This is a genomic window from Labrenzia sp. VG12 (assembly GCF_002237595.1).
Taxonomy (GTDB): Bacteria; Pseudomonadota; Alphaproteobacteria; order Rhizobiales; family Stappiaceae; genus Roseibium.
Genome location: NZ_CP022529.1, coordinates 5,006,286 through 5,028,270, shown reverse-complemented (window position 1 = coordinate 5,028,270; position 21,985 = coordinate 5,006,286). Strand labels below are relative to the sequence as shown.

The following is a 21,985-nucleotide window of genomic DNA, read 5'->3' as shown; positions in this document are numbered from 1 at the left end:
TTCGCGGGGACGTGCGCATCCGGTTCGCTGGGGACAGGGAGAGAATGACAAAGCAATCCTGACAGCTGTGAGTCATGTTTGATCCCGTTCTGTTCACGGGGTATGATTTTTTTTGAATCAACCGCCTTCGAGATCCATTTCATGAACCCGATCGAACGCGCCCTCGGTATCCTGCTGCTGCTGACCGGGGGCAAACTGGTGCCGGCAACGACCCTTGCCGAGCGCTTCAAGGTGTCGCTCAGAACCATCTACCGGGACATTGACCGGCTGATCGCGCTTGGTGTTCCTGTCGATGCCGAGCGCGGTGCGGAAGGCGGCTATCGGCTGGCCAGCGGCTATCTGCAACCGCCTGTGGCGCTGACCCGCAACGAGACGGCTGCCCTGCTGGCGGCCATGGCACTGGTGCGCTCCAGCCGCACGGTGCCGCTGGCTGCCGAACTGGACGCGGCCGAAAAGAAGCTGCTTGCCTCCCTGCCGAAGACGGTGCACGGACTGCTGAAGGACGCCGACCGCATTGTCGGTATCGAGCCGATCCCGCCGGACATCTTTCATTCCGGCACCAAGGCCCAGCCGACCGAAGACTGGCAGGCGGCTCTGGACGGGTTCATGGCCGGTATCCTGGATGGCAAGCGGGTGCGCTTCGACCATGTCAATCCGGTACGGCAGACCGTCAAGGCCCATGATGTCGAACCCTATGGCGTCATGTTCGACCGGGACCTGTGGTATCTTGCCGGCCGCTGCGTCGACACGAATGTCCTGAAGGTCTACCGGGCCGACCGGGTGCGGGACCTGGAAATCAGCGGCATGTTCTTTCGCCCCAACAGGGAATTCTCGATCCAGAGCCTCCTGGGCGGTGCCTGGCTGTCCAGCGCCATGCGCCGCTGGGAACAGGAGGAGGCCATCGCCGAAATCCTGATCACGCCGGCCCAGGCCAGGAAACTCAGCGCCGACTGGTACTACCGCCACGCGGTGTTCACACCGGCGAAGGACGGGCGGGTGCTGATCAGCATTCCCTCCACCGAACGCGCCCGCATCCTGCCGCTGGTCAGATGGCTTGGCCCGGGCGCGGAGCTGGTCGGACCGAGCCATCTGAGAGAGGAACTGGCAGCGGAACTGGAAGAGCTGGCGGTGCTCTATCAGGTGACGAACAAGACAGATCCGTTGTCGTAAGTAGGCACTGCCCTTCACAGCCGCCCTTCCGGACAAGTTCAGCGGTAGCGGCACGCCGATCCGGAAAGACGGCGGAGCGGGAAGCAGTTAGGTGTTTGCCCTCAGCCCAGAAAATAGAGCCCGGCAAACCCCGCCAGACCGACAAAGATCCGCCACCAGGCAAAGGGTGCGAAGCCATGTTTGGAGACGAAATCCAGAAGCCCCTTGACCACGAAGACACCGGCGATGAAGGAGGCCACAAAACCGATTGTGATGATCACGATGTCATCGGCGGAGAGCACATTGCGGTTCTTGAAAAGATCATAGGCAAAGGCGCCGGCCATGGTCGGCATGGCCAGGAAGAACGAAAACTCCGCCGCGGAGCGCTTGTCCGTGCCCATCAGAAGCGCGCCGGCGATGGTGGCGCCGGAGCGCGAGACCCCCGGCACCATGGCCAGACACTGGCAGAAGCCGATCTTCAAGCAGAGCGACAGGGGATAGTCCATCACATTTGTATAACGCGGTTTCAGCGGCAGCCGGTCGATCCAGAGCAGGATGACGCCACCGACCAGCAGCGTGGTGCAGATCAGCGCCGGTGTTTCAAACAAGACTTCCTTGATGAAGCTGTGCAGCATCACACCGATGAAGGCGGCCGGCAGGAACGCGATCAGAATGCCGAAGACGAAGCGCCGGCTGGTGGGGTCATTCGGCAGCGCCATTGCCAACTGCCAGAGACGGCCGAAATAGACCGACAGGATCGCCAGAATGGCGCCCAGCTGAATCAGAACTTCGAAGGTCTTTCCCGTGCTTTCAAAGCCCAGAAAGTGACCGAGCAGCAGAATATGGCCGGTGGAGGAGACGGGTATGAATTCGGTCAGCCCTTCGACGATCCCCAAAATCAGAGCATTTACAATCGTTTGGCCGTCCATTGTGTATCTTGTCTCCAAATCGCTTGATGCGGGTAAGCCTGACCAAGTATCTGTCGCGCGTCGGGGCACGACCGGAACCGCCGCTTATTTGACGGAGCGAAGGGGCGCCGTCAAACCCTTGATAACCATATTCAGGGCAAACTCGCGTTAACGCGTCTTTTCAGAAGGCCACTGCCGCTGACGTCGTCTTGCCACAATTCAGGCTCTTAACCGCTCAATGCTGACCCTCTACCACCATCCGTTTTCCCCCTCCTCGCGCTTCATCCGCCTTATCCTGAGCGAGTATGGCGCTGCCTTCGAGGAGCAGCACGTCAATCCCTGGGAGCGGCCGCAGGAGCTCTTGATGCTGAATGCCGCCGGCACCGTTCCGGTGATCGTGGAAAATGAGGGACCCGCCATTTGCGGCCCGGGTCCGATCATGGAGTATCTGGACGAGACCCGTGGCTACGCGGTTGCCGACAAGCGGCTGATGCCGGACCATCCGGACGCCCGCGCCGAAACGCGTCGCCTTGTCGACTGGTGCCTCGACAAGTTCGACCGGGAAGTGACAGGCCATCTCGTCCGCGAGCGTATCTACAAGCAGATCATGCCAAAATCCGTGGGCGGCGGTGAACCGGATTCGGCGGCGCTCAGGGTCGCACGCGCCAACATTCATCATCACCTGAAATATTTCGGCTATCTGGTCGCCTCGCGCCGCTGGCTGGCGGGCGACCGGCTGACTTTTGCCGACTTCGCCCTGGCCGCAGGTCTTTCCTGTGCCGACTATCTCGGCGAAGTGCCCTGGAGCGGCGAAGACGACATCAAGAACTGGTATGCGCGTGTCAAATCGCGGCCGTCCATGCGCCCGCTCCTCAGCGAAAAGGTGCTTGGCATGCCGCCGGCACCCACTTACACCGATCTTGATTTTTGAAACGGCTCACGTTCGGATAGATCGAACGCGAAGAGGGAGCCGGTTGGCTGAGGGCGTTGCATACGAAACCGGAAAAACTGCTGAAAGCCTTTCAGGAGAAGGCCGCGGCGCTTGGCTTTGACGGCGTTCGCGTGGCTGCGGCCGACAGTATCCCGCAGGCAGGGGCGCGCCTGAAGGAATTCCTGGACAAGGGCCGTCACGGCACAATGGGCTGGATGGCAGAGACCGCGGAGCGCCGTGCCGCGCCCTCATCCCTGTGGCCGGATGTGCGCTCCGTCATCATGCTGGCAATGAATTACGGGCCCGACGATGCGCCCGAGCATCATCCCCTTGCGCATCTCGATGACCCGGGCTCCGGAGGCATTTCTGTCTATGCCCGTCACCGGGACTATCACGACATCATCAAGGGGCGGCTGAAGGAACTGGCGAGCCTCTTGGTGTCGCGCGGCGGCGGTGACGTGAAGGTGTTCGTCGACACCGCACCGGTGATGGAAAAGCCGCTCGGGGAAGCTGCCGGCCTTGGCTGGCAGGGCAAACACACCAACCTGGTCTCGCGCGAGCTCGGCTCCTGGTTCTTTCTCGGTGCCATCTTCACGACACTGGAGTTGCCCCCGAGCGGAGCGGAGCGCGATCATTGTGGTTCGTGCAGAGCCTGCCTCGACGCCTGCCCGACCGATGCCTTCCCGGCGCCCTACCAGCTGGATGCCAGACGTTGCATTTCGTATCTCACGATCGAACACCCGGGGCCGATCCCGGCGGAATTCCGCGAGGCCATCGGCAATCGCATCTATGGTTGCGACGACTGCCTGGCCGTTTGCCCCTGGAACAAGTTCGCTGAAACCGCAAGAGAGGCCAAGCTGATCGCGCGCAAGGATCTCGACTTACCGCGCCTTCTCGATCTGCTCCAGCTGGACGACGCAGCCTTCCGAAAATTCTTTTCCGGCTCTCCGATCAAACGGATCGGCCGCAACCGCTTTTTGCGCAACGTTCTGATTGCCGCCGGCAACAGCGGCGACACGGCTTTGCTTGACGAGGTGCGAGGCCACCTTGCAGACCCGGATGAAACTGTCAGGAGCACCGCTGTCTGGGCCTTCGGAAAACTGGCTTCAGAAGCGCAGTTCCAGGCCGAAAAAGCCAAGGTATTTCCTGGTGAAAACAACGAGCAGGTGCGCTGTGAATGGCTGGCGGTGACTTCCTGAAGCTGCCGCTGTGAGTCGACCTTGTCATGAGAATGGGCCATAGTCATGGAATGGCCTGAGACATACCCCCATATCGGGTCCGACCCTTGTCGTTTCCGATCATATCATTGGAGCCAAAACATTGATTTTCCAGACAACACCCGCTCCCTTTCCGACATCAGCCAAGGCACGCGCCAGGCTTTTGAGCCTCAGCACCGCACTGGCACTGGTGTCCGCTCCCGCTTTGGCGCAGGACAGCGGCACGGCCGCGTTCGATGCCTATGTCGATGGCCTCAAGGCCCTTGGCATCGAGGTTGAAAACGGCAATGTCAGCTACGATGCCGGCAGCGACACGCTCACTATCACCGACAGCACGCTGGCGCTGGGGGGAACAATCAACGATCTGCCTGCCGAGGACGGGGATGCGGACGGCAAGACCGATCTCACCTACGAGATTTCGTTTTCCAGCGGAACGGTCACCATCAACGGCCTCACGCACGAAAATGGTGCGTTTCAGGCGGCAAGTTGGGTCTATTCCGACGACAGCGAATTTACCTTTTCCGGCTCCGCCGAAGGGAAGGGCCGGCTTGAACTTGACGGCCGGCTGACGGGCGTGTCCGCAACCGATTACAGCTTCACCATGCCAGAGCTTCCGGCCGAAGACCCGGAGCGTCAGGTCAGCCGTTGGCTGCCGTTCCTGAAGGCGTCCCTGCTGGCGTCCTATGAGGAAATCAAGGTCGACAGCACCGCCATGACCATCGAAGCGTTTGCGATGGAGGACGGCAAGGAAGTGCAGGTTGTCACCGGCACCACGCAGCTGGACGGCTATCGGCTGAGCGACGCTGCGAATGGACGTATTGGCGAATACTCGATCGACAGCATGACACAGACATTCCGGACGGCAGCGCCGGACGGCAGCACGCTGACGCAGTCCACCAGCCAGGGCAAGACCATCTATTCCGACATGGATGTCGCAGCCTTTATCGACCTGCTCGACCCAGCTGTTCCCGAGAGCGACACGGAAATTGTGATGATCCGGGAAGGCTCCGCCGTCGATTACAAGTCGCAGCAGGAACTTGTTGAGGGCATGTCCATTGACATGACAATCGACCGGGCTGCCATTGGTGAGGTCACCTTCATCAAACGGGAGAACAATCTCCTTGACCTCCTTGATGACCTGCTTGCCAAGAAGGAACCTGTTCCGGAAGAGCTGATCACCGGAGTGTTCCAGTTCTACCGCTCCTTCGGCATCACGGACGCCCGCATCAGCGGCATCAATGTCCAGGTACCGCCGCTGGCATCCGGAGAAAAGGCCTCTGTCGCCATCAAGGAAATGGCGATGACCAACGTCAACTCCGACGGCATCGGCGAGATGATGCTGGTCGGCCTCGATGCACCGTCCTTACCGGACGGCGCCTCCGTTAAGCTCGACTGGGCCGCCATCGGCGATATCGAATTTGCCGACTACACGCCGATGCGTGCCATGATCAGCACGCTGATGGCCGATCCCGATTTTGGCGAAGACCACCCGCTGGACGTCGCCCGGGCCTTCATGCCGCTGTCCTTCGGCTACGAGATCAAGGGACTGGACGTCGTCACGCCGGACAAGGAACAGGTGAAGATCGGCGCTGCGGAAATGACCGTCTCGACAACGGTGTCTCCGATCCCGACCAACGTCTTCGTACGCAACGAAGGCATCCAGGTTCCGGTCAGGGCCATCGACGATCCCGAGGCGGAGGCCCTCTTCACAGCGCTTGGCCTGGAAAATGTTGTCTGGTCGGACGAAACCCGTCTCTACTGGGACGAGACGACCCTTGAACTCCGCCTTGAAAAATTCATGGTCGAGATCGAGGGCCTTGGCCGCGCCGAACTGTCGGCCCGCTTTGCCAATGTGCCCAAATCCCTGTTCGAGGACCCGGAAGGCCAGGGTCAGATGGCCCTGATTGTCGCGCAGTTCGTCGATGCCTCGTTGACCTTCCGCGACGACGGCCTTGCGTCCAAGGGCATTGCCCATATCGCTGAGGAACAAGGCATCCCGGAGAATGTCTTCCGCGAGGCGCTGGTTGCCCAGGCGGCCCAGGCCACCGCACCGGTCCAGAACGAGGCCTTCACCAAGATGGTAAGCGACGCGATCTCCAAGTTCCTGGAAAACCCGGGTGAGCTGAAAGTGACCCTGACACCAGAGGCCGCAGTGCCGCTGGCGCAGATCCTCGGCAGCATGGCGGCCCCGCAAACCCTGCCGGACCTGCTGGCGGTGAAGATCGAAGCGAACTGAGCTTTTTGAAACGACACGATAAAAGGGCGGCCAGTGGCCGCCCTTTCTTTTTCGGCGGCGCGCTTCCTGCTGGATATTCATTGATAAAAATTACAGTAATTCGTATGGGAGACCGTACGGATCCGCAGGTTTTGGTCTGTCCCAGTTTTTCTGAACACCATTTTGGAGTTTGCAATTGAAAGCCTTTGTCGAGCCTGGCCGGATCTTCCTTACCACAGTCCGTCAGTCTGCCATGGCCAGCGTGATCACGCTGCTGTCCTGGTCAACGTCGCAGGCGCAAAGCACCGGCGAGGCCGCCTTTGATGCCTATCTCGATACACTCACGGACCTTGGGCTGACCCATGCCGTCGAAGCAATCGACTATGACCGTGACGCAGACGTCCTGACAGTCAAGGACCTTGTCGTGTCCGGCGGTGGACAGCTTCTCAACGATTTTCGCCAAGACGACGGCGAGACGCCTTCCCCGGCTGCATTCACTTTCAAGATCCGGGCGGACCTTTGCAAACTGGAAGGCTTCACGCAGGAGGACAGGACGTTCAGCGCAAGCCTCTACAGCTGCACCGGTTCCAACGGCTTGTCCGGCAGCGTGACATTTGACGAGGCCTTGCGCGCGCAACTCTGGCATTTCACGGATAACATCGAGGCGCAGAACTATCGCGTGTCGCTTCCGGTGATCGACAACAAAGCCGAAGCGCGCCCGTTTCGGGAATGGCGCCCCCTTCTCCACGCGCTGCTGCTGCCTTCGTTCGATTTGATTACGGCCGACAGGGAGCAGTCGGACCTGTTCGTCAACCGTCTGGATGGCGAGGATGAAGAACTGATTTTCAGTCAGCGTGTGATGCGCAAGCAGCTGCGCATTCAGAATTCGCGCGACGGCTACTGGGAGCGGATGGAATTCGAGGAAGGCAGCACCGAAGTTCTCGCCGCTGTTGACGAAGGCGTGTCCGAGGGCGGCTACAGTCAGGGGCGCTCGGAGCTGCTGGGGGTCAATTTCAGCGCCTACCTGGATGTGCTGGCCGGTGACCGGATACCGGCTGGACAAGACGTGCAACTGGTTGAAGCAGCCGTCGAGCGGAACGTCAGAACGACGCTGCCGATTGACGAAGGCCTCGAGATGGACATTTCCATCGACAAGGCCGAAACCCGTGAAGTCTCTCTTCGCGCACGAAGCTTTGACCTCTTCAAACTGGCGACCGGCATGATGGTTCCGCGGAACTGGCAGACCGAGACGGCGTTGTTCGACTACATGCTGTCAGAATCGTTCCAGTTTGCGAGAATATTTTCCTATGGCGGGCTTGATTGTTCGGGACTGAAACTGGACATCGCCGATACTTCCAGACGCGACGAATTCTCCATTTTTGTCGATTCGGTGACCCTGTCTGATCTGAGTTCGCGCGGCGTTGATGACCTGACGGTTTCGGGGATCCGTATTCCCGACATTCCGGGAGGTGGCAGTGCAAGGGTCGACCGGGCAAGCCTGTTCGACATCGAATTTGCGGAATACGAGCCAATGATACCGGTGCTCCAGGCATTGCTATCCGACATCGACTCCGCTGGTGCAGATCCCGTTGGGATGTTCCGGGCCCTGTTGCCCCGGTCGCTCGCCTACACCGTGGAAGGTGCTGATCTTGACCTTCCAGGTGCCGATGACATGTCGATCGGCAAGGCGCATTTCAGCGCAGCGACGTCGGTTCCGCCGCTTCCGACCCGGATTGATATAGATTACCGGGACATCAGGCACCCCCTTGAGGGGGTGTCCGAAGGTCAGATCAAAACCCTGCTGAAGACGCTTGGCTTTTCCGAAATCGTCTGGTCCAGCCAGACCCGGCTCCACTGGGACGAAGAGACCCTTGATCTGCAGCTTGAGAAGCTGAAGGTGTCCATCGAAGGTCTCGGCGCTCTGGAAATCGATGCCCGGTTTGCAAATGTGTCCCGGGCACTGTTCGAGGATCCGCTGGGACAGGGCGAGCTCGCCTTGGCGATGGCCCAGTTCGTCGACGCGTCGGTCAGCCTTCGAGATGCCGGACTGGTCGCCGATGGCCTCGGCAAGATCGCGGCGACCCAGGGCATGCCGGAGGCCGACTTCCGAGAAGTGCTGCTCAAGCAGATTGATGGCGCAGCAACTCAGGTCCAGAACGAAATCTTCTCCGACATGGTGAATGACGCAGCCTCCAGGTTCCTGGAAAACCCGGGTGAACTGAAGGTGATGCTGACACCCAAGGCGCCTGTGCCGCTGACCCAGATCCTCGGCAGCTTGGCTGCGCCGCAAACCCTGCCGGATCTGCTGGCGGTCAAGATCGAAGCCAACTGAACGTCCTAAAACGACACGACAAAGGGGCGGCCACTGGCCGCCCCTTTTCATGACCCTCAATCTTCTCGATCTTTATTACTCGGCCGCTTCCCGCTGCTGCGCAGCGCCGACCCGCGCCGCGCAGAACTTGAATTCCGGAATCTTGCCGAACGGGTCAAGTTGCGGGTTGGTCAGGAAGTTCGCCGGCGCTTCGAAGAAGCAGAACGGGATGAACATCATGCCGGTCGAAACGTCCCGGTCGGCGCGCAGGGTCAGGGTGATCGCGCCGCGGCGGGTTTCGACCGTGACCTGCTGACCGATCTCCAGACCCTGGAGCTTGATGTCGCGCGGGTTCATGGAGACAACCGGTTCCGGCTCGATGGCATTGAGCACCTCGGCACGCCGGGTCATTGCGCCTGTGTGCCAGTGTTCCAGCATGCGGCCGGTGGTCAGCACCATCGGGTAATCCTCGTCCGGCACCTCGTTCGGCGGCACCAGTTCGGTGGGCACGATCTTGCCGCGGCCATCGGCCGTCGGGAAGGACTGGCCGAACAGGATCTCGTTGCCCGGCTCGTCCGGCGCGTCGGCCGGATAGGTGACCGTGCCATCGCGTTCCAGCCGCTCCCAGGAGATATTCTGGAGCGAAGCCATGTGCGAGCGCATTTCCTCGTAGATTGCCGGAACGCCGTCATAGGACCAGCCTAGCCCCAGCCGGTTGGCCAGCTCGATCAGGATTTCCCAATCGGCGCGGGCCTCGCCCGGCATTGGCACACACGGCCGGCCGATCTGGACCTGGCGGTTGGTATTGGTGAAGGTGCCAAGCTTTTCCGCATGGGCAGAGGCCGGCAGGATGACATCCGCGTGCCAGGCCGTTTCGGTCAGGAAAATGTCCTGCACCACCAGGTGCTTCAGGCTCGCCAGCGCCTTGCGGGCATGGTTCTGGTCCGGGTCGGACATGGCCGGGTTCTCACCCTGGATGAACATCGCCTCAATGCCACCTGCCAGAATGTCGTCCATGATCTCAACGACGGTCAGGCCCCGCACCGGGTCGAGCGTGCGACCCCAGGCATCTTCATATTCGGAGCGGATGTCAGGGTTTTCCACGGAGCGATAGTCCGGGAAGACCATCGGGATCAGGCCGGCGTCCGACGCCCCCTGAACGTTGTTCTGCCCGCGCAGCGGATGCAGACCCGTGCCCGGCCGGCCGATCTGGCCGGTGGTCAGTGCCATGGCAATCAGGCAGCGGACATTGTCCGTGCCGTGCACATGCTGGGAAACGCCCATGCCCCAGAAGATGATCGACCGGGCGCTGGTGGCGTAAAGGCGGGCAACGTCCCGAAGGGTCTGAGCGTCGATACCGCAGACCGGTTCCATGGCTTCCGGCGTGAAGTCCTGGATCTTCTCCTTCAGCGCTTCGAAGCCGTCGACATGGGCCGCGATATACTGGCTGTCATAGAGCTCCTCGGTGATGATCACGTTGAGGATCGCGTTCAGCATGGCGACATCGGTGCCCGGCTTGAATTTCAGGCCGTATTCCGCGTAGCGCATCAGATCCTGACCGCGCGGGTCCATCACGATCAGCTTGGTGCCCTTCTTGGCCGCCTGCTTGATATAGGTGGCGGCGACCGGATGGTTCTGTGCCGGACGTGCACCGATGACGATCATGCAATCGGCATCCTCGGCGGCGTTGAACGGCGCGGTCACCGCACCGGAGCCGATGCCTTCCATGAGCGCTGCCACGGACGAGGCATGGCACAGACGTGTGCAGTGATCGACATTGTTGGTCTGGAAGCCCTGGCGGATCAGCTTCTGGAAAAGATAAGCCTCTTCGTTGGAGCCCTTGGCAGACCCGAAGCCGGCTATGCCCGCGCCGCCCTTGGCCTCGAACGAGGCCTTCAGGCCGCTTGCCGCCCTGTCCAGCGCTTCGTCCCAGGTCGCCTCGCGGAAATAGTCGAGATGGTTCTCCAGGGTCATGGAGATATCACGGCCTTTCGGGGCATCGTCCCGGCGGATCAGAGGTTTGGTCAGGCGCTGCGGGCTGGAGACATAATCAAAGCCGAAGCGGCCCTTGACGCAGAGCCGGTTCTCGTTGGCCGGGCCATTGCGCCCCTCGACGCTGACAATCTTGCCGTCCTTCGCGGAAACGGACGTCAGGCAGCCGACGCCGCAGAACGGGCAGACGCTGTCGACGGTTTCTTCGGCAAAGACTTCCCGCTTCGTGGCCGTCGCATCAAGAAGGCTCTTTTCCATGAGCGCGCCGGTCGGACAGGCAGAAACACATTCACCGCAGGCAACGCAGGTGGACAGACCCATCGGGTCGGCCAGATCGAAGACCGGTACCGTGTGCGCGCCGCGGTCGGCCATGCCGATGACGTCATTGACCTGAACTTCACGGCAGGCGCGTTCGCACAGGTTACAGGCGATACAGGCATCGAGATTGACAGCGATTGCCGGGTGCGAAATGTCCTGTGCCGGCTTTTCGCACGGTGCATAGCGGCTGGAGGTCACCCCGATCGCATCGGACCATTTCCAGAAGTCACTTTCCGGATCCGGGTGATGGTCGCGGGACGGCTGGTCGGCGGCCAGCAGTTCGAAGACCATCTCACGAGCCTTTTCGGCGCGTTCGGTCGCGGTCTTGACGACCATGCCTTCGGACGGTGCGCGGATACAGGAGGCGGCGAGCACACGCTCACCTTCAATATCGACCATGCAGGCACGGCAATTGCCGTCGGAGCGGTAACCGGGCGCGTCCTTGTGGCAAAGGTGCGGAATGGCGACGCCTTCGCGTTTGGCCACCTGCCAGATGGTTTCGCCGTCCTCGGCGGTGACGTTCTTGCCATCAAGAGAGAAGGTGATCTGGCTCATTTGCCGAACTCCTCAGGAAAGAATTTCAGAACTGAAGCCACCGGGTTGCTGGCCGCCTGGCCGAGACCGCAAATGGACGAGGACCGCATCACCTCATCGAGATCGGCGATCTTTGCCTCGTCCCAGTCACCTTCGGCCAGAAGATGTTCCATCTTTTCCGTACCCGACCGGCACGGCGTGCACTGGCCGCAGCTTTCGTGCTTGAAGAAACGCATCAAGTTGAGGGCCACATCGCGCATGTCGTCCTGGTCGGAAAAGACCACGATGGCGTGACTGCCAATGAAACAGCCGTGTTTGTCGAGCGTGCCGAAATCGAGCGGCTCATCGGCGAGCGAGGCCGGCAGAATACCGCCGGACGCGCCACCCGGCAGGTAGCCCTTGAAGCTGTGGCCGTCTTCCATGCCGCCGCAGAATTCGGTCAGCAGCTCATTCATTGTGACGCCGGCCGGTGCCAGCTTGACCCCCGGCTCCTTGACCCGGCCGGAAACCGAAAAGGACCGGAAACCTTTTTTGTCCCGCCGGCCTTGGGCAGCAAACCATTCCGGCCCCTTTTCGACGATGTCGCGGATCCAGAACAGGGTCTCGACATTGTGATTGAGGGTCGGGCGGCCGAACAGACCAACCTGGGCGATGAAGGGCGGACGGTGGCGCGGCAGGCCGCGCTTGCCTTCGATCGACTCGATCATCGCGCTTTCCTCGCCGCAGATATAGGCCCCGGCGCCACGGCGCAGTTCGATGTCGATGGAGGTGATGATGCCTGCCGTCCGCAGGGCTTCGATTTCCGTCTTCAGGATCTCCAGCACCGCCGGATATTCGTCGCGCATATAAAGGTAGATGCGGTCCGCGGAGATAGCATGGGCGGCGATCAGGGCCCCTTCCAGAAGCCGGTGCGGATCGCGCTCCAGATGATAGCGGTCCTTGAAGGTGCCGGGCTCACCTTCGTCGCCGTTGATGGTCAGATATTTCGGGCCGGGCAGATCGTTGACGATTTTCCACTTGGTACCGGTCGGAAAGCCGGCCCCGCCCAGACCGCGCAAGCCGGCCTCAAGGGCCATGTCGGCAATCGCCGCTGCGTCCAGCTCGCCTGCCCGGACACGGTCCAGCAGCCTGTAACCGCCGCCCGCACGATAGGCGTCGAGTTTGACGTGATCCGGGATCTCTGCCGCGGTTTCCCCTTCAAAGAGAACGGCGCGTACGGAGAGTTCAGAGGCATTGTCGACGGCACGTTTTCCGACCTGAACGGCCGGCGCTCCGGCACAGCGGCCAATGCAGGGCACTTTCTGGATGCGAACCTTGGCAGGGTCAACACCGCCTTCCAGAGCAGCTGCCAGCGCATCTGCCCCTTTTTGGGCGCAAGCAACACTGTCACAAACGCGAATCGTCAAAGGCGCCGGTTTGGCGTCCCCTTCGCGCACGATGTCGAAATGGTGGTAGAAGCTGGCGACCTCGTAAATCTCGGCCTGCGACAGCTTCATTTCGTCTGCCAGCGCCTTGAGGTGGCGTGCTTCCAGGCATCCAAAAGCATCCTGGATCTTGTGCAGGTGTTCGATCAACAGATCGCGGCGACGCGGCTCATCGCCCAGAAGCGCCTGCACCTCGGCCAGTGCCGCATCTTCCAATTGACGCCCTTTCGTCTGGGACGGCTTGCGTGAAAGCCCCTTGCCGAAAGACATTGGCGTTCCTCCCAATTCCTCATGAGCGCGCGTTGGATGTCGCGTCCGCGCTCGCATCGTGCCTGTCGGGGCCCCGCGGCCGATCCTGTGTTCCAGGTGACCGGTGAGCCCTTGAATTGGCGCGATGTTAGCGATGCGGATGCGGTCTGTCTGTTTGAAAAACGACAAACGGCCTTCAAATGCTGACGCTTTAACGATGGCGTCCTCGGCCGCCGGATCAGGCCGTCAGGTGTGAAAAGGCGGCAATCACCCGCTCATAGACCGGCCGTTTGAACGGAACGATCAGCTCCGGCAGCCGGTTTGCCTCTTCCCAGCGCCACTGCGAGAATTCCGCCGAATGGCCGTCCGGCGGTGTCAGGATGTTGATTTCGTCGTCGGACCCGTCGAATCGATAGGCGATCCAGCGCTGCGCCTGTCCCCGGTGCTTGCCCTTGCGCGATTTTTTGACGACATCGGGCGGATAGTCGTAGGCGAACCACTCAGGCGCCTCTTCCAGCAGGGTCACGGAGCTGATCGAGGTTTCCTCGTAAAGTTCCCTTCGAGCCGCGGGCTCTGGAGCCTCGCCCTTGTCGATGCCGCCCTGCGGCATCTGCCAGCTGTATTCGTAATTCGAGGAACTGCCACCATCGTCGCGGCTGCCGATCCAGACCAGACCGTCCCTGTTGATCAGCATGATGCCGACACACGGGCGATAGGGAAGCCCCTCAGAAGGGACCGGAAATCCCGGTCCGAGTTCAAGCTTCGTCACGATGTCACCTGTTTCAAAAGATCAAAAACTACCGGTCGATGGTGGCGCTGATCGGCACCAGCTGGAGACCGCGCTCTTCCAGATCCTGTACCCATTCCTGCAGCTGGCGTACAGTCACGGGAAGTGCCGAACCGGCGGCCACGGCAATCCCGCGAGACCGGGCGATGCCTTCCAGCTGCAACAGCTTGGCGTCGATATTGTCGTCCCTTGGTACCTCGTCCAAAACCACATCCACACCGCTGAACGGCAGGCGCTTGTCCGTGGCCATCTGGGCCGCGATGGACCGCGACGACGTGCCGTTGTCGACAAACATCAGGCCACGGGACTTCAGCTTCTCGAAGAGATACTCCACGGACGGCTTGGTCGACGTGAACCGCGCGCCCATTTCAGGAATCGTGCCGACGTAGTTGGTCACGCGTGTCAGGAGATAAGCCAGCCGGTCGAGCATTTCCGCGGGCCTGAGACTGACCAGAAGTGTGTGTGGCCCCGGGTCGTTGTCCGGAAAATCAAAAGGTTCGAGCGGCAGCTGCAGCAACAGTTCGTGGCCCTTGGTGCGGGCCTGCTGCATCCACAGATCCAGGTCTTCGCCATAGGGCGCCAGCGCGAAAGTAACTTCCGGTGGCAGGCTGGAGATGGCGTTCTGGGTGCCGGTCTCGCTGAGGCCCAGCCCGGTGATGACGACGGCAATTTTCGGGATCGACTTGAACTCGTTCACGACCGGGCGGGAATAGGCATCCAGCGGGCGCACGCCTGCCTCGCTCACCTTGGGCAGGAAGCCATAATCGGACCGTTCGCTGACACGGCTGTCCGGATTGATCGACAGGCTGGTGACGGGTGCCTCGGGGCCCAGACCGTCCGGCCGCAGGATCATGTCATAACGCGGACCCATCAGGTCCTTGGCACTTTCCGGACGCAGATTGGGGCCGAGATCGTCGCCAATACCCGGACGGATTTCGACGACTTCAATGTCCTGGGACGTGACGCCTTCCACAACGGCATCCAGAGGCAGGACGGCTACCGGTTCTCCGCCCAACGGGTCATCCACGACCGCGATCCAGATCAGCGTTGTCGTGAAGATGACGCTCAAGATGCCGACGCCGATCAGACCGAACGGCAGCCTGACGAGCCGCCGTTTGCCCATACCTAGGGGAGCTGTGAGATCTTCGCTCGACATTACCGTCCTGAGTCAATTGTCCGGCCGCCGGCCGGAGACGTGTTGTTGTTGGAATACGCAGAACGAAAACGAAAGAGACCGGCGCGCCGCCTATTGGCGACGCGCCTCGTTGGCATCAGTTCTTGACGGCAGCGCTGTCGGAGACAGGCGGGAAGGCACTGTTGACCTGTACGCCGCGGAGAAGATCGAGCGCGAGCTTGAGCTGGGTGTCCTCGTCCGGGTCGGACGGCACATAGGCCTGGCTGCCGGACTGCTCTTCGCCATCAGCTTCAAGGTGGCCACGCAGGCCCGCTTCGCCCTTGGTGTCGACGCGGCCGACCAGCTCTTCAGGAAGATCCTGCAGCGCCTCGATGTCCGGGACGATGCCCTTGGCCTGGATGGAGGTTCCCGACGGTGTGTAATACCGCGCCGTGGTCAGGCGGATGGCACCGTTTGCACCCAGCGGGATAATCGTCTGAACGGAGCCCTTGCCGAAGGACCGTGTGCCCAGGATGGTTGCGCGGCGGTGGTCCTGCAGGGCGCCGGCAACGATCTCGGACGCAGAGGCCGATCCGCCGTTCACCAAGATGATGACCGGCTTGCCATCGGTCAAATCGCCCGCACGGGCATTGTAGCGCTGGGTCTCGTCGGCTTCACGACCACGGGTCGAGACGATCTCGCCGCGGTCCAGGAAGGCATCGGAAACGGCAATCGCCTGGTCGAGCAGACCGCCCGGGTTGTTGCGCAAATCGACAATGAAGCCCTTCAGCTTGTCGTCGCCAATCTTCTCCGACATTTCCTCAATGCCCTTCTTGAGGCCATCGAAAGTCTGTTCGTTGAACTGGGTGACGCGGACATAGCCGACATCGTCCTCTTCGCGCCAGCGCACGGACCGGATGCGAATGATGTCGCGGGTGATGGTGATGTCGAACGGCTCGGCACGGCCCTTGCGGCGCACGGTCACGACAATGTCGGTGTTGACCGGGCCACGCATCTTTTCAACCGCTTCGTTCAGGGTGAGGCCCTGAACCTGCTCGCCGTCGATATAGGTGATCAGGTCGCCCGCCAGGACACCGGCCTTGGCTGCCGGCGTGTCATCGATCGGAGACACGACCTTGACGAGGCCTTCTTCCATGGTGACCTCGATGCCGAGGCCGCCGAACTCACCGCGGGTCTGCACCTGCATGTCGCGGAAGCTTTTCGGGGACATGTAGCTGGAATGGGGATCCAGCGAGGTCAGCATGCCGTTGATGGCGCTTTCGATCAGCTGAGCATCGTCCGGCACTTCCACATAGTCGGAGCGGACCCGCTCGAACACGTCGCCGAAGAGGTTCAGTTGCCGGTACGTGTCGGTGGCCGCGGCGTTGGCGGCTCCCGAAACATTGAGCGGCATCTGGGACAGTGTCGTAACCGCTGCCGCTCCCATCAGGGCACCCACCAGCAGCAAGGAAGTTTTCCGTATCATCCGCGAGCCTTTTCTTCTTCTGTGCGTTCCCACCAAGGCGTGGGATCGATCGCACGGCCGTCCTTCCGAAATTCAACATATAGGATCGGTTGGGTCGAGCCCAAGCCGAATGTCGAAGCGCTCGCCCATTGGGTCGCGCCCATCACACCAACCGGTTCCCCGGTCAAAACAAACTGCCCCAATTCCGCATCGATCCGATCCATGCCGGCCAGGAGCACATGGTAGCCGTCGCCCGTGTTCAGGATCAAGAGCTGACCGAAAGAACGGAAAGGTCCTGAATAAACCACCCAGCCGTCAGCCGGCGCCGTGACATTAGAGCCCGGCCTTGTGGCAATAGATTGACCTTCCGTCACACCGCCAAAATCATCTTCCTGGCCGAAATCCTTCAACAGGGTGCCAGACACGGGCTGCGGCAATTTTCCGCGCGTTTCCTGGAACGGCACCGCCGGTGCGAGCCGGCCCGGATCGCTGAACGGATCGAAACTGCGTTTGCCTTGCCGTTTCGCGTCCAGGGCCGCCTGGCGGGATTTTTCCGCTGCTTCGCGCGCGCTCTCGATTTCCTGCTCGAGGCTCGCGATCAGTTCCTGCAGCGATCCCGCCTTGTTCGCAAGTTCAGCCGCGCGTTCCTTTTCCTCTCTCAGGACTCGAACCGACTTCTGATGTTCCTGCCTTTTGGCGCTGAGCAGAAGCTCCAGCCGCGACTTTTCCTCAGCCAATCGCATGGCACCACCGCGCAGACGGTTCTTTTCCTCCGCTATCACCGCTTTCAGGCGGTGAAGTTCCTCCAGATCGGCTGCCAGCGCCTCCGTCTCGACCTTCAGTTCCGGCATCACGGCGTTCAACAGAATCGCACTGCGGACCGCTGAAAGGGCATCGCTCGGACGCACGGCCAGCGCCGGTGGCGGCCGCTTGCCGATCCGCTGTAGCGCCGCCAGCACCTCGGCCAGGATGTCCCGCCGCGCAATCAGCGACAGCCGGACCGCATCCTCGTTTTCGCCAAGCGCGCGCAGGCGCCGCTCGGTGTCGCTCAGCCTGGTTTCCAGCCCCCTGATCGTGTCGGACGTGCCGATGATCTTGGCGTTGAGCGTTTCGCGATCCCTGTCGAGCGCCCGGATCTCGCGGGCAATTGCCGCCTGCCGGTCCGTCGATACATCAATATCGCGTGAGAGGGCTGCCAATTCCTGTTCACGCGCCTTCTTGCGCTCCAGGGCAGCGCTGACTTCAGGAGCAACCGCAGGCTTCTCGACTGTCGTCTCATCCACGCTTTCGGAAGCAAGGACCGGCGTCGCCGGCAAAAGCATGCTCAGAACAAGGCCGCTCAAGAACGGTCGCCACTGCCACCGCTTCTCAAGATCTGGACGCATATGCGTGATGCGATCCGGTTTCAACCTGCCTCAGCTCCCAAAGGTTATCCTTCTCTTGCGATACACAGTCTGCGTTAACGAAGCGTTTACCCTGATGACCGGCCTGTTAACAAACTCTCCACGCGTGCACCGCTTTTCGACCTAACCTTGTCTTTCCGGTAATCGAAAAGCGATACGGCCCGAATGCGGCGAGATACGGGCAGAGTGCCCATTTCCGGCCATTTTCAAAGTTAAACTTCCTTCATCTGACGCAGAGGAACAGATTTCGGTCGTCTTCGGACTGCCAGTTCCCCTGTCAGGGGCCGAAATGACGGTAGACAAGGTCGCGCGGATCCGTCCTTGGAGCGCCCGGGTCAATTACAGCCCCCAGTCGTTCCGCAAGCCGCGCCGACCGGATGTTGTCAGGATCCATGTAGCTCACCAGCGCCGGCAGTTTTCGCGTGTCGGCCGCCCAGTCCCGAAAGGCCTTTGCCGCCTCGAACGCGTAGCCCCGTCCTTCGGCATGCTCATAGACATACCAGCCGAGCTCATGCTCGGGAAAAAGCGGCCCGTGATTGATGCCGACCTGGCCGAGACAGCGCCCTGTCTCCCGGTGGTCCATCATCAAGGCGCCATGACCCATCAGCGACCATTGCGCCACGTCGTGACAGAACATGCCCCAGGCCGCAAATTCGGAGAGCGGCCCGCCCATGAAGCGGGACCGCTCGGACCGCATCAACTGCCAGTAGTCCGGCCAGTCTTCCATGTTCATGGGGCGCAGGACGAGGCGCTCGGTTTCCAGGGTCGGTGCCAACAGGTTTCTCTCTTCTGTCCCGGACAATCACACCCGGTGATAGGGGTGGCCGGATTGAATGGTCATCGCCCGGTAGATCTGCTCCGCCAGGAGAATGCGCGCGATCTGGTGCGGCCAGGTCATGGCGCCAAGCGCCAGTTTCAGATCCGCCCTGGCAAGGGCTTCCTGGCCATGGCCATCGGCTCCGCCGATCGCAAACACGACCTCCGGAACTCCTTCATCTTTCCAGGCTTCCAGTTTCTGAGTGAAGGCCGGGCTGGTCAGGTTCTTGCCGTTTTCATCCAGGACCACCAGACGCGCGCCGGTGCCCAGCCCCTGAAGCAGGGTCCTGGCTTCGTCCGCCTTGCGGTCGTCCGGCCGCTGCGCGCGGCTTTCCGGTGTTTCCTGAAGAGCGACCTCTGTGACACCCAGCCCGCGTCCGGTCTTTCGCGCACGGTCCAGATAGCGGTCGAAAAGTTCTTTGTCCGCACCGGCCTTCATCTTGCCAATGCAGAAAAGCGTGAAGCGCATAAAGTCCTCGCCGGATGTTGATCCGGTCCAAAATATCAGACGGTGATCCAGGCCCCTTTCGGGACCCCAGATCTCCTCAGCCGATAAACTGCGGCGCGTCGTCCGTCTCGGGCGCCCACATCTTTTCCAGATTGTAGAAGCCGCGGACTTCAGGACGGAAAATGTGAATGATCACATCGCCAGCGTCGATCAGTACCCAATCACAGGTGTTCAGGCCCTCAACCGTTGCCTTGCCGGCGCCGGCCGCTTTCAGGTCCTTCAGCAAGTGATCCGCAATTGCGCCCACATGACGATGGGAGCGCCCGGACGCGATCACCATGTGATCGGCCAGCGAACTCTTGCCTGCGATGTCGAGAGTTACCAGGTCCTCGGCTTTCGAGTCGTCAAGACTGGAGAGGACCGTATCGAGGAGGTCTGCCGCAAGATCTGCGCTTACGGAAGCCGTCATAGGAGTGGACATGTCAGCCCGCTCGCTTTCAAAGGTCATGGTCAGGTGTTGTGCCTTTCGCCGTTTGTGCCGTCCTGAGCCCAACGTCGTCACGAACAGAAACGTTCGTCTTCATACGTCACCCGTTTTGGGAACAGGACCGGTTGACCGTACCTCGGCCGCGCTCGTCGCGACCGTCCCTATAATACCGCTTCCCGTTTGGCATTTTCAAGACAGCCCGGAATTCTCGGTAAATCTGCTGATCATTTTGGTGCGCCGCGCCGCAGGTCCGTCGATGACGTCTGGTCGAGCGGTGTATGCAAAAACGTCCATATCGGTGCCTGCATATTCGGCAGCAATGCCGCGTCTTCCTCCGGAAGCCTATATTTTTCATAAGCTTTTGCCATTGGAGACGACAACACGGACAAGGAGGCCCCGGGGCGGTCGACAATCGCAATCGGCACCGAACCGACGATGTCGCGCCAATCCTGCCAATAATGAAAGCCGGCTAAATTGTCAGCACCCATGACCCAAACGAATCGCACGGCCGGACGCATCGCCTGCAGGGCCACCAGTGTCCTTGCGGTATAGGGCGTGCCCAGAACCTGCTCGAAGGCGGTGACCTTCATGCGCGGGTGGTCCGCCAGGTCGCTGGTCAGACGCAGGCGCCTTTCCAGGGGCGCCAGGTCGGAATGGCTCTTCAGCGGATTGCCCGGCGTCACCAGCCACCAGACCTGATCGAGCCCCAGCCGCTTCAACACGGTCGCGGCGACCAGCCTGTGCCCCGAATGCGGCGGATTGAACGAACCGCCAAAGATGCCGATGCGGTTGCCCGCTTCGGCATGCGGCAGTTTCAGCCAGTCCCTGTCAAGCTCCGCCCCCAGACTAAGCGGGCTCATGCCGGTTGCCTCTTGCCATTGAATTCACGAATGCAGGGAAAGGTCACGGACGGGTCTGACCCGTGCCATGCACCTTGTATTTGAAACTGGTCAGCTGCTCGACGCCCACGGGACCACGCGCATGCATGCGACCGGTGGCAATGCCGATTTCCGCACCCATGCCAAATTCGCCGCCGTCGGCGAACTGGGTCGAGGCATTGTGCAGCACGATGGCCGAATCCACTTCGGCCTGAAACCGGTCCGCAATCGCCTGGTCTTCGGTCAGGATGCAATCGGTGTGGTTGGAACCGTATGTGGCGATATGGTCCATCGCCGCGTCCAGATCCGCAACGACCTTTACCGACAGGATCGTGTCGAGATATTCGGTCGACCAGTCGTCCTCGCTGGCAGGAACGATGTTTTCGCAGATATCGCGCACCACAGCGTCGCCGCGCACTTCGCAGTCCCTGTCCTGCAGCGCCTTGACGATCACCGGCAGATGGCTGTGCGCCACTGCCTCGTGCACCAGCAGTGTCTCCAGGGCGCCGCAGATGCCCGTACGGCGCAGCTTGGAGTTGACGACCACGTCCACGGCCGCGGCAAGGTCGGCTGCCTCGTCGACAAAGATATGCACCAGGCCTTCCAGATGGGCGAAGACCGGCACGCGGGCTTCCGTCTGCACCCGTTCGACCAGGCTGCGGCCGCCGCGCGGCACGATGACATCGAGATTGCCGTTCAGGCCACGCAGCATTTCGCCGACCGCAGCGCGATCCGTTACCGGCACGATCTGGATGGCGTCTTCCGGCAAACCGGCAGCCGCCAGGCCTTTTTGCAGGGCGGCATGGATCGCCCGGTTGGACTGGATGGTGTCGGAGCCGCCACGCAGGACCACCGCATTGCCGGCTTTCAGACAGAGAGCACCGGCATCGGCCGTCACATTCGGGCGGCTTTCATAGATCACACCGATCACGCCAAGCGGCGTGCGCACCCGCTGGATCTTGAGGCCGTTGGGGCGCTCCCAGGCCGCCATGACGCTGCCGACCGGATCATCCAGCGCGACGATGTCCTCAAGAGCCCCGGCAATCGCCTCGATCCGCTCCTCGTTGAGCGTGCCGCGATCCAGAAAGGCGGCCGTCTGGCCATTGGCCGTCATCGTCTCAACGTCGATACGGTTGCCGGCCAGGATTTCCGGGGTCGCCGCTCTGACAGCTGCCGCCATTTCCTTCAGGGCCCGGTCTTTCTGCTCTGCTGGGGCCGTGGCAAGGACCCGGCCGGCGGCACGGGCGCGCTGCCCGATCTCCGCCATCAGTTCCTCGGTCGACTGTGCCTCGACGACTTCCAGCATCTTCTCCAACTCCCATACACGCGGCCGCACCGG

General features: G+C 61.3%; 17 protein-coding genes. 5 read left to right on the top strand and 12 right to left on the bottom strand.

Going from position 1 to position 21,985, the window contains the following annotated elements; genetic code table 11:
* Positions 1–102: 102 nt before the first annotated feature.
* Positions 103–1,170, top strand: a complete 1,068-nt coding sequence (locus CHH27_RS23230; protein WP_208988343.1) for a YafY family protein — start codon at positions 103–105, stop codon at positions 1,168–1,170.
* Between the two features lie 101 nt (positions 1,171–1,271).
* On the opposite strand, the gene CHH27_RS23225 is transcribed toward CHH27_RS23230, so the two are convergent.
* Positions 1,272–2,078 (bottom strand): undecaprenyl-diphosphate phosphatase, encoded by an 807-nt coding sequence (locus tag CHH27_RS23225; RefSeq protein WP_094073703.1) that lies wholly within the window; start codon positions 2,076–2,078, stop codon positions 1,272–1,274.
* A gap of 217 nt (positions 2,079–2,295) precedes the next feature.
* Here CHH27_RS23225 and CHH27_RS23220 point away from each other — a divergent pair, with 217 nt between their 5' ends.
* The 4 genes from CHH27_RS23220 (at position 2,296) to CHH27_RS23205 (ending at position 8,752) form a co-directional block, all read left to right on the top strand.
* Positions 2,296–2,988, top strand: coding sequence for a glutathione S-transferase family protein (locus tag CHH27_RS23220; RefSeq protein WP_094073702.1), 693 nt, complete (start codon positions 2,296–2,298; stop codon positions 2,986–2,988).
* Positions 2,989–3,035: 47 nt separating this feature from the next.
* Entirely contained in the window at positions 3,036–4,187 is a 1,152-nt protein-coding gene (gene queG / locus CHH27_RS23215) for a tRNA epoxyqueuosine(34) reductase QueG (protein ID WP_371681863.1), read from the top strand.
* A gap of 121 nt (positions 4,188–4,308) precedes the next feature.
* Positions 4,309–6,441, top strand: a complete 2,133-nt coding sequence (locus CHH27_RS23210; RefSeq protein WP_094073700.1) for a hypothetical protein — start codon at positions 4,309–4,311, stop codon at positions 6,439–6,441.
* Positions 6,442–6,616: 175 nt separating this feature from the next.
* Positions 6,617–8,752, top strand: a complete 2,136-nt coding sequence (locus tag CHH27_RS23205; RefSeq protein WP_094073699.1) for a hypothetical protein — start codon at positions 6,617–6,619, stop codon at positions 8,750–8,752.
* Between the two features lie 75 nt (positions 8,753–8,827).
* On the opposite strand, the gene fdhF is transcribed toward CHH27_RS23205, so the two are convergent.
* From fdhF to CHH27_RS23150, 11 genes are all read right to left on the bottom strand, one after another.
* Positions 8,828–11,596: a formate dehydrogenase subunit alpha gene (fdhF, locus tag CHH27_RS23200; protein ID WP_094073698.1), complete on the bottom strand. Its 2,769-nt coding sequence runs from the start codon at positions 11,594–11,596 to the stop codon at positions 8,828–8,830.
* Positions 11,593–13,269, bottom strand: coding sequence for an NAD(P)H-dependent oxidoreductase subunit E (locus CHH27_RS23195; RefSeq protein ID WP_094073697.1), 1,677 nt, complete (start codon positions 13,267–13,269; stop codon positions 11,593–11,595). The genes fdhF and CHH27_RS23195 overlap by 4 nt, the downstream gene beginning before the upstream one ends.
* Positions 13,270–13,486: 217 nt before the next feature.
* On the bottom strand, positions 13,487–14,017 hold the full coding sequence (locus tag CHH27_RS23190; protein WP_094073696.1) for an RNA pyrophosphohydrolase: 531 nt from the start codon (positions 14,015–14,017) through the stop codon (positions 13,487–13,489).
* A 28-nt stretch (positions 14,018–14,045) separates the two neighbouring features.
* Positions 14,046–15,191, bottom strand: a complete 1,146-nt coding sequence (locus CHH27_RS23185; RefSeq protein ID WP_208988342.1) for a divergent polysaccharide deacetylase family protein — start codon at positions 15,189–15,191, stop codon at positions 14,046–14,048.
* A gap of 115 nt (positions 15,192–15,306) precedes the next feature.
* A complete protein-coding gene (locus CHH27_RS23180; protein WP_094073694.1) occupies positions 15,307–16,635 on the bottom strand; it encodes a S41 family peptidase in 1,329 nt (442 codons plus the stop codon).
* Positions 16,632–17,957: a murein hydrolase activator EnvC gene (locus CHH27_RS23175; RefSeq protein ID WP_208988341.1), complete on the bottom strand. Its 1,326-nt coding sequence runs from the start codon at positions 17,955–17,957 to the stop codon at positions 16,632–16,634. Before CHH27_RS23175 ends, CHH27_RS23180 begins: the two co-directional genes overlap by 4 nt.
* Positions 17,958–18,294: 337 nt before the next feature.
* Complete coding sequence (locus CHH27_RS23170; RefSeq protein WP_094073692.1) at positions 18,295–18,792, bottom strand: GNAT family N-acetyltransferase; 498 nt, start codon at positions 18,790–18,792, stop codon at positions 18,295–18,297.
* A gap of 27 nt (positions 18,793–18,819) precedes the next feature.
* Entirely contained in the window at positions 18,820–19,302 is a 483-nt protein-coding gene (gene rlmH / locus CHH27_RS23165; RefSeq protein ID WP_094073691.1) for a 23S rRNA (pseudouridine(1915)-N(3))-methyltransferase RlmH, read from the bottom strand.
* A gap of 76 nt (positions 19,303–19,378) precedes the next feature.
* Positions 19,379–19,762, bottom strand: coding sequence for a ribosome silencing factor (rsfS, locus tag CHH27_RS23160; RefSeq protein ID WP_094074960.1), 384 nt, complete (start codon positions 19,760–19,762; stop codon positions 19,379–19,381).
* A 230-nt stretch (positions 19,763–19,992) separates the two neighbouring features.
* Entirely contained in the window at positions 19,993–20,628 is a 636-nt protein-coding gene (locus CHH27_RS23155; protein ID WP_094073690.1) for a nicotinate-nucleotide adenylyltransferase, read from the bottom strand.
* A gap of 43 nt (positions 20,629–20,671) precedes the next feature.
* Positions 20,672–21,952, bottom strand: coding sequence for a glutamate-5-semialdehyde dehydrogenase (locus CHH27_RS23150; protein WP_094074959.1), 1,281 nt, complete (start codon positions 21,950–21,952; stop codon positions 20,672–20,674).
* Between the last annotated feature and the right edge of the window lie 33 nt (positions 21,953–21,985).

Excerpts from the sequence above, each read along its gene's own strand:
- CHH27_RS23220 (WP_094073702.1), top strand. The coding sequence starts at position 2,296 with ATGCTGACCCTCTACCACCATCCGTTTTCCCCCTCCTCGCGCTTCATC.
- rlmH (WP_094073691.1), bottom strand. The coding sequence starts at position 19,302 with ATGCGCTTCACGCTTTTCTGCATTGGCAAGATGAAGGCCGGTGCGGAC.
- fdhF (WP_094073698.1), bottom strand. The coding sequence starts at position 11,596 with ATGAGCCAGATCACCTTCTCTCTTGATGGCAAGAACGTCACCGCCGAG.
- rsfS (WP_094074960.1), bottom strand. The coding sequence starts at position 19,762 with ATGTCCACTCCTATGACGGCTTCCGTAAGCGCAGATCTTGCGGCAGAC.
- CHH27_RS23150 (WP_094074959.1), bottom strand. The coding sequence starts at position 21,952 with ATGCTGGAAGTCGTCGAGGCACAGTCGACCGAGGAACTGATGGCGGAG.
- CHH27_RS23225 (WP_094073703.1), bottom strand. The coding sequence starts at position 2,078 with ATGGACGGCCAAACGATTGTAAATGCTCTGATTTTGGGGATCGTCGAA.
- CHH27_RS23155 (WP_094073690.1), bottom strand. The coding sequence starts at position 20,628 with ATGAGCCCGCTTAGTCTGGGGGCGGAGCTTGACAGGGACTGGCTGAAA.
- CHH27_RS23195 (WP_094073697.1), bottom strand. The coding sequence starts at position 13,269 with ATGTCTTTCGGCAAGGGGCTTTCACGCAAGCCGTCCCAGACGAAAGGG.
- CHH27_RS23230 (WP_208988343.1), top strand. The coding sequence starts at position 103 with ATGATTTTTTTTGAATCAACCGCCTTCGAGATCCATTTCATGAACCCG.
- CHH27_RS23185 (WP_208988342.1), bottom strand. The coding sequence starts at position 15,191 with ATGTCGAGCGAAGATCTCACAGCTCCCCTAGGTATGGGCAAACGGCGG.
- CHH27_RS23180 (WP_094073694.1), bottom strand. The coding sequence starts at position 16,635 with ATGATACGGAAAACTTCCTTGCTGCTGGTGGGTGCCCTGATGGGAGCG.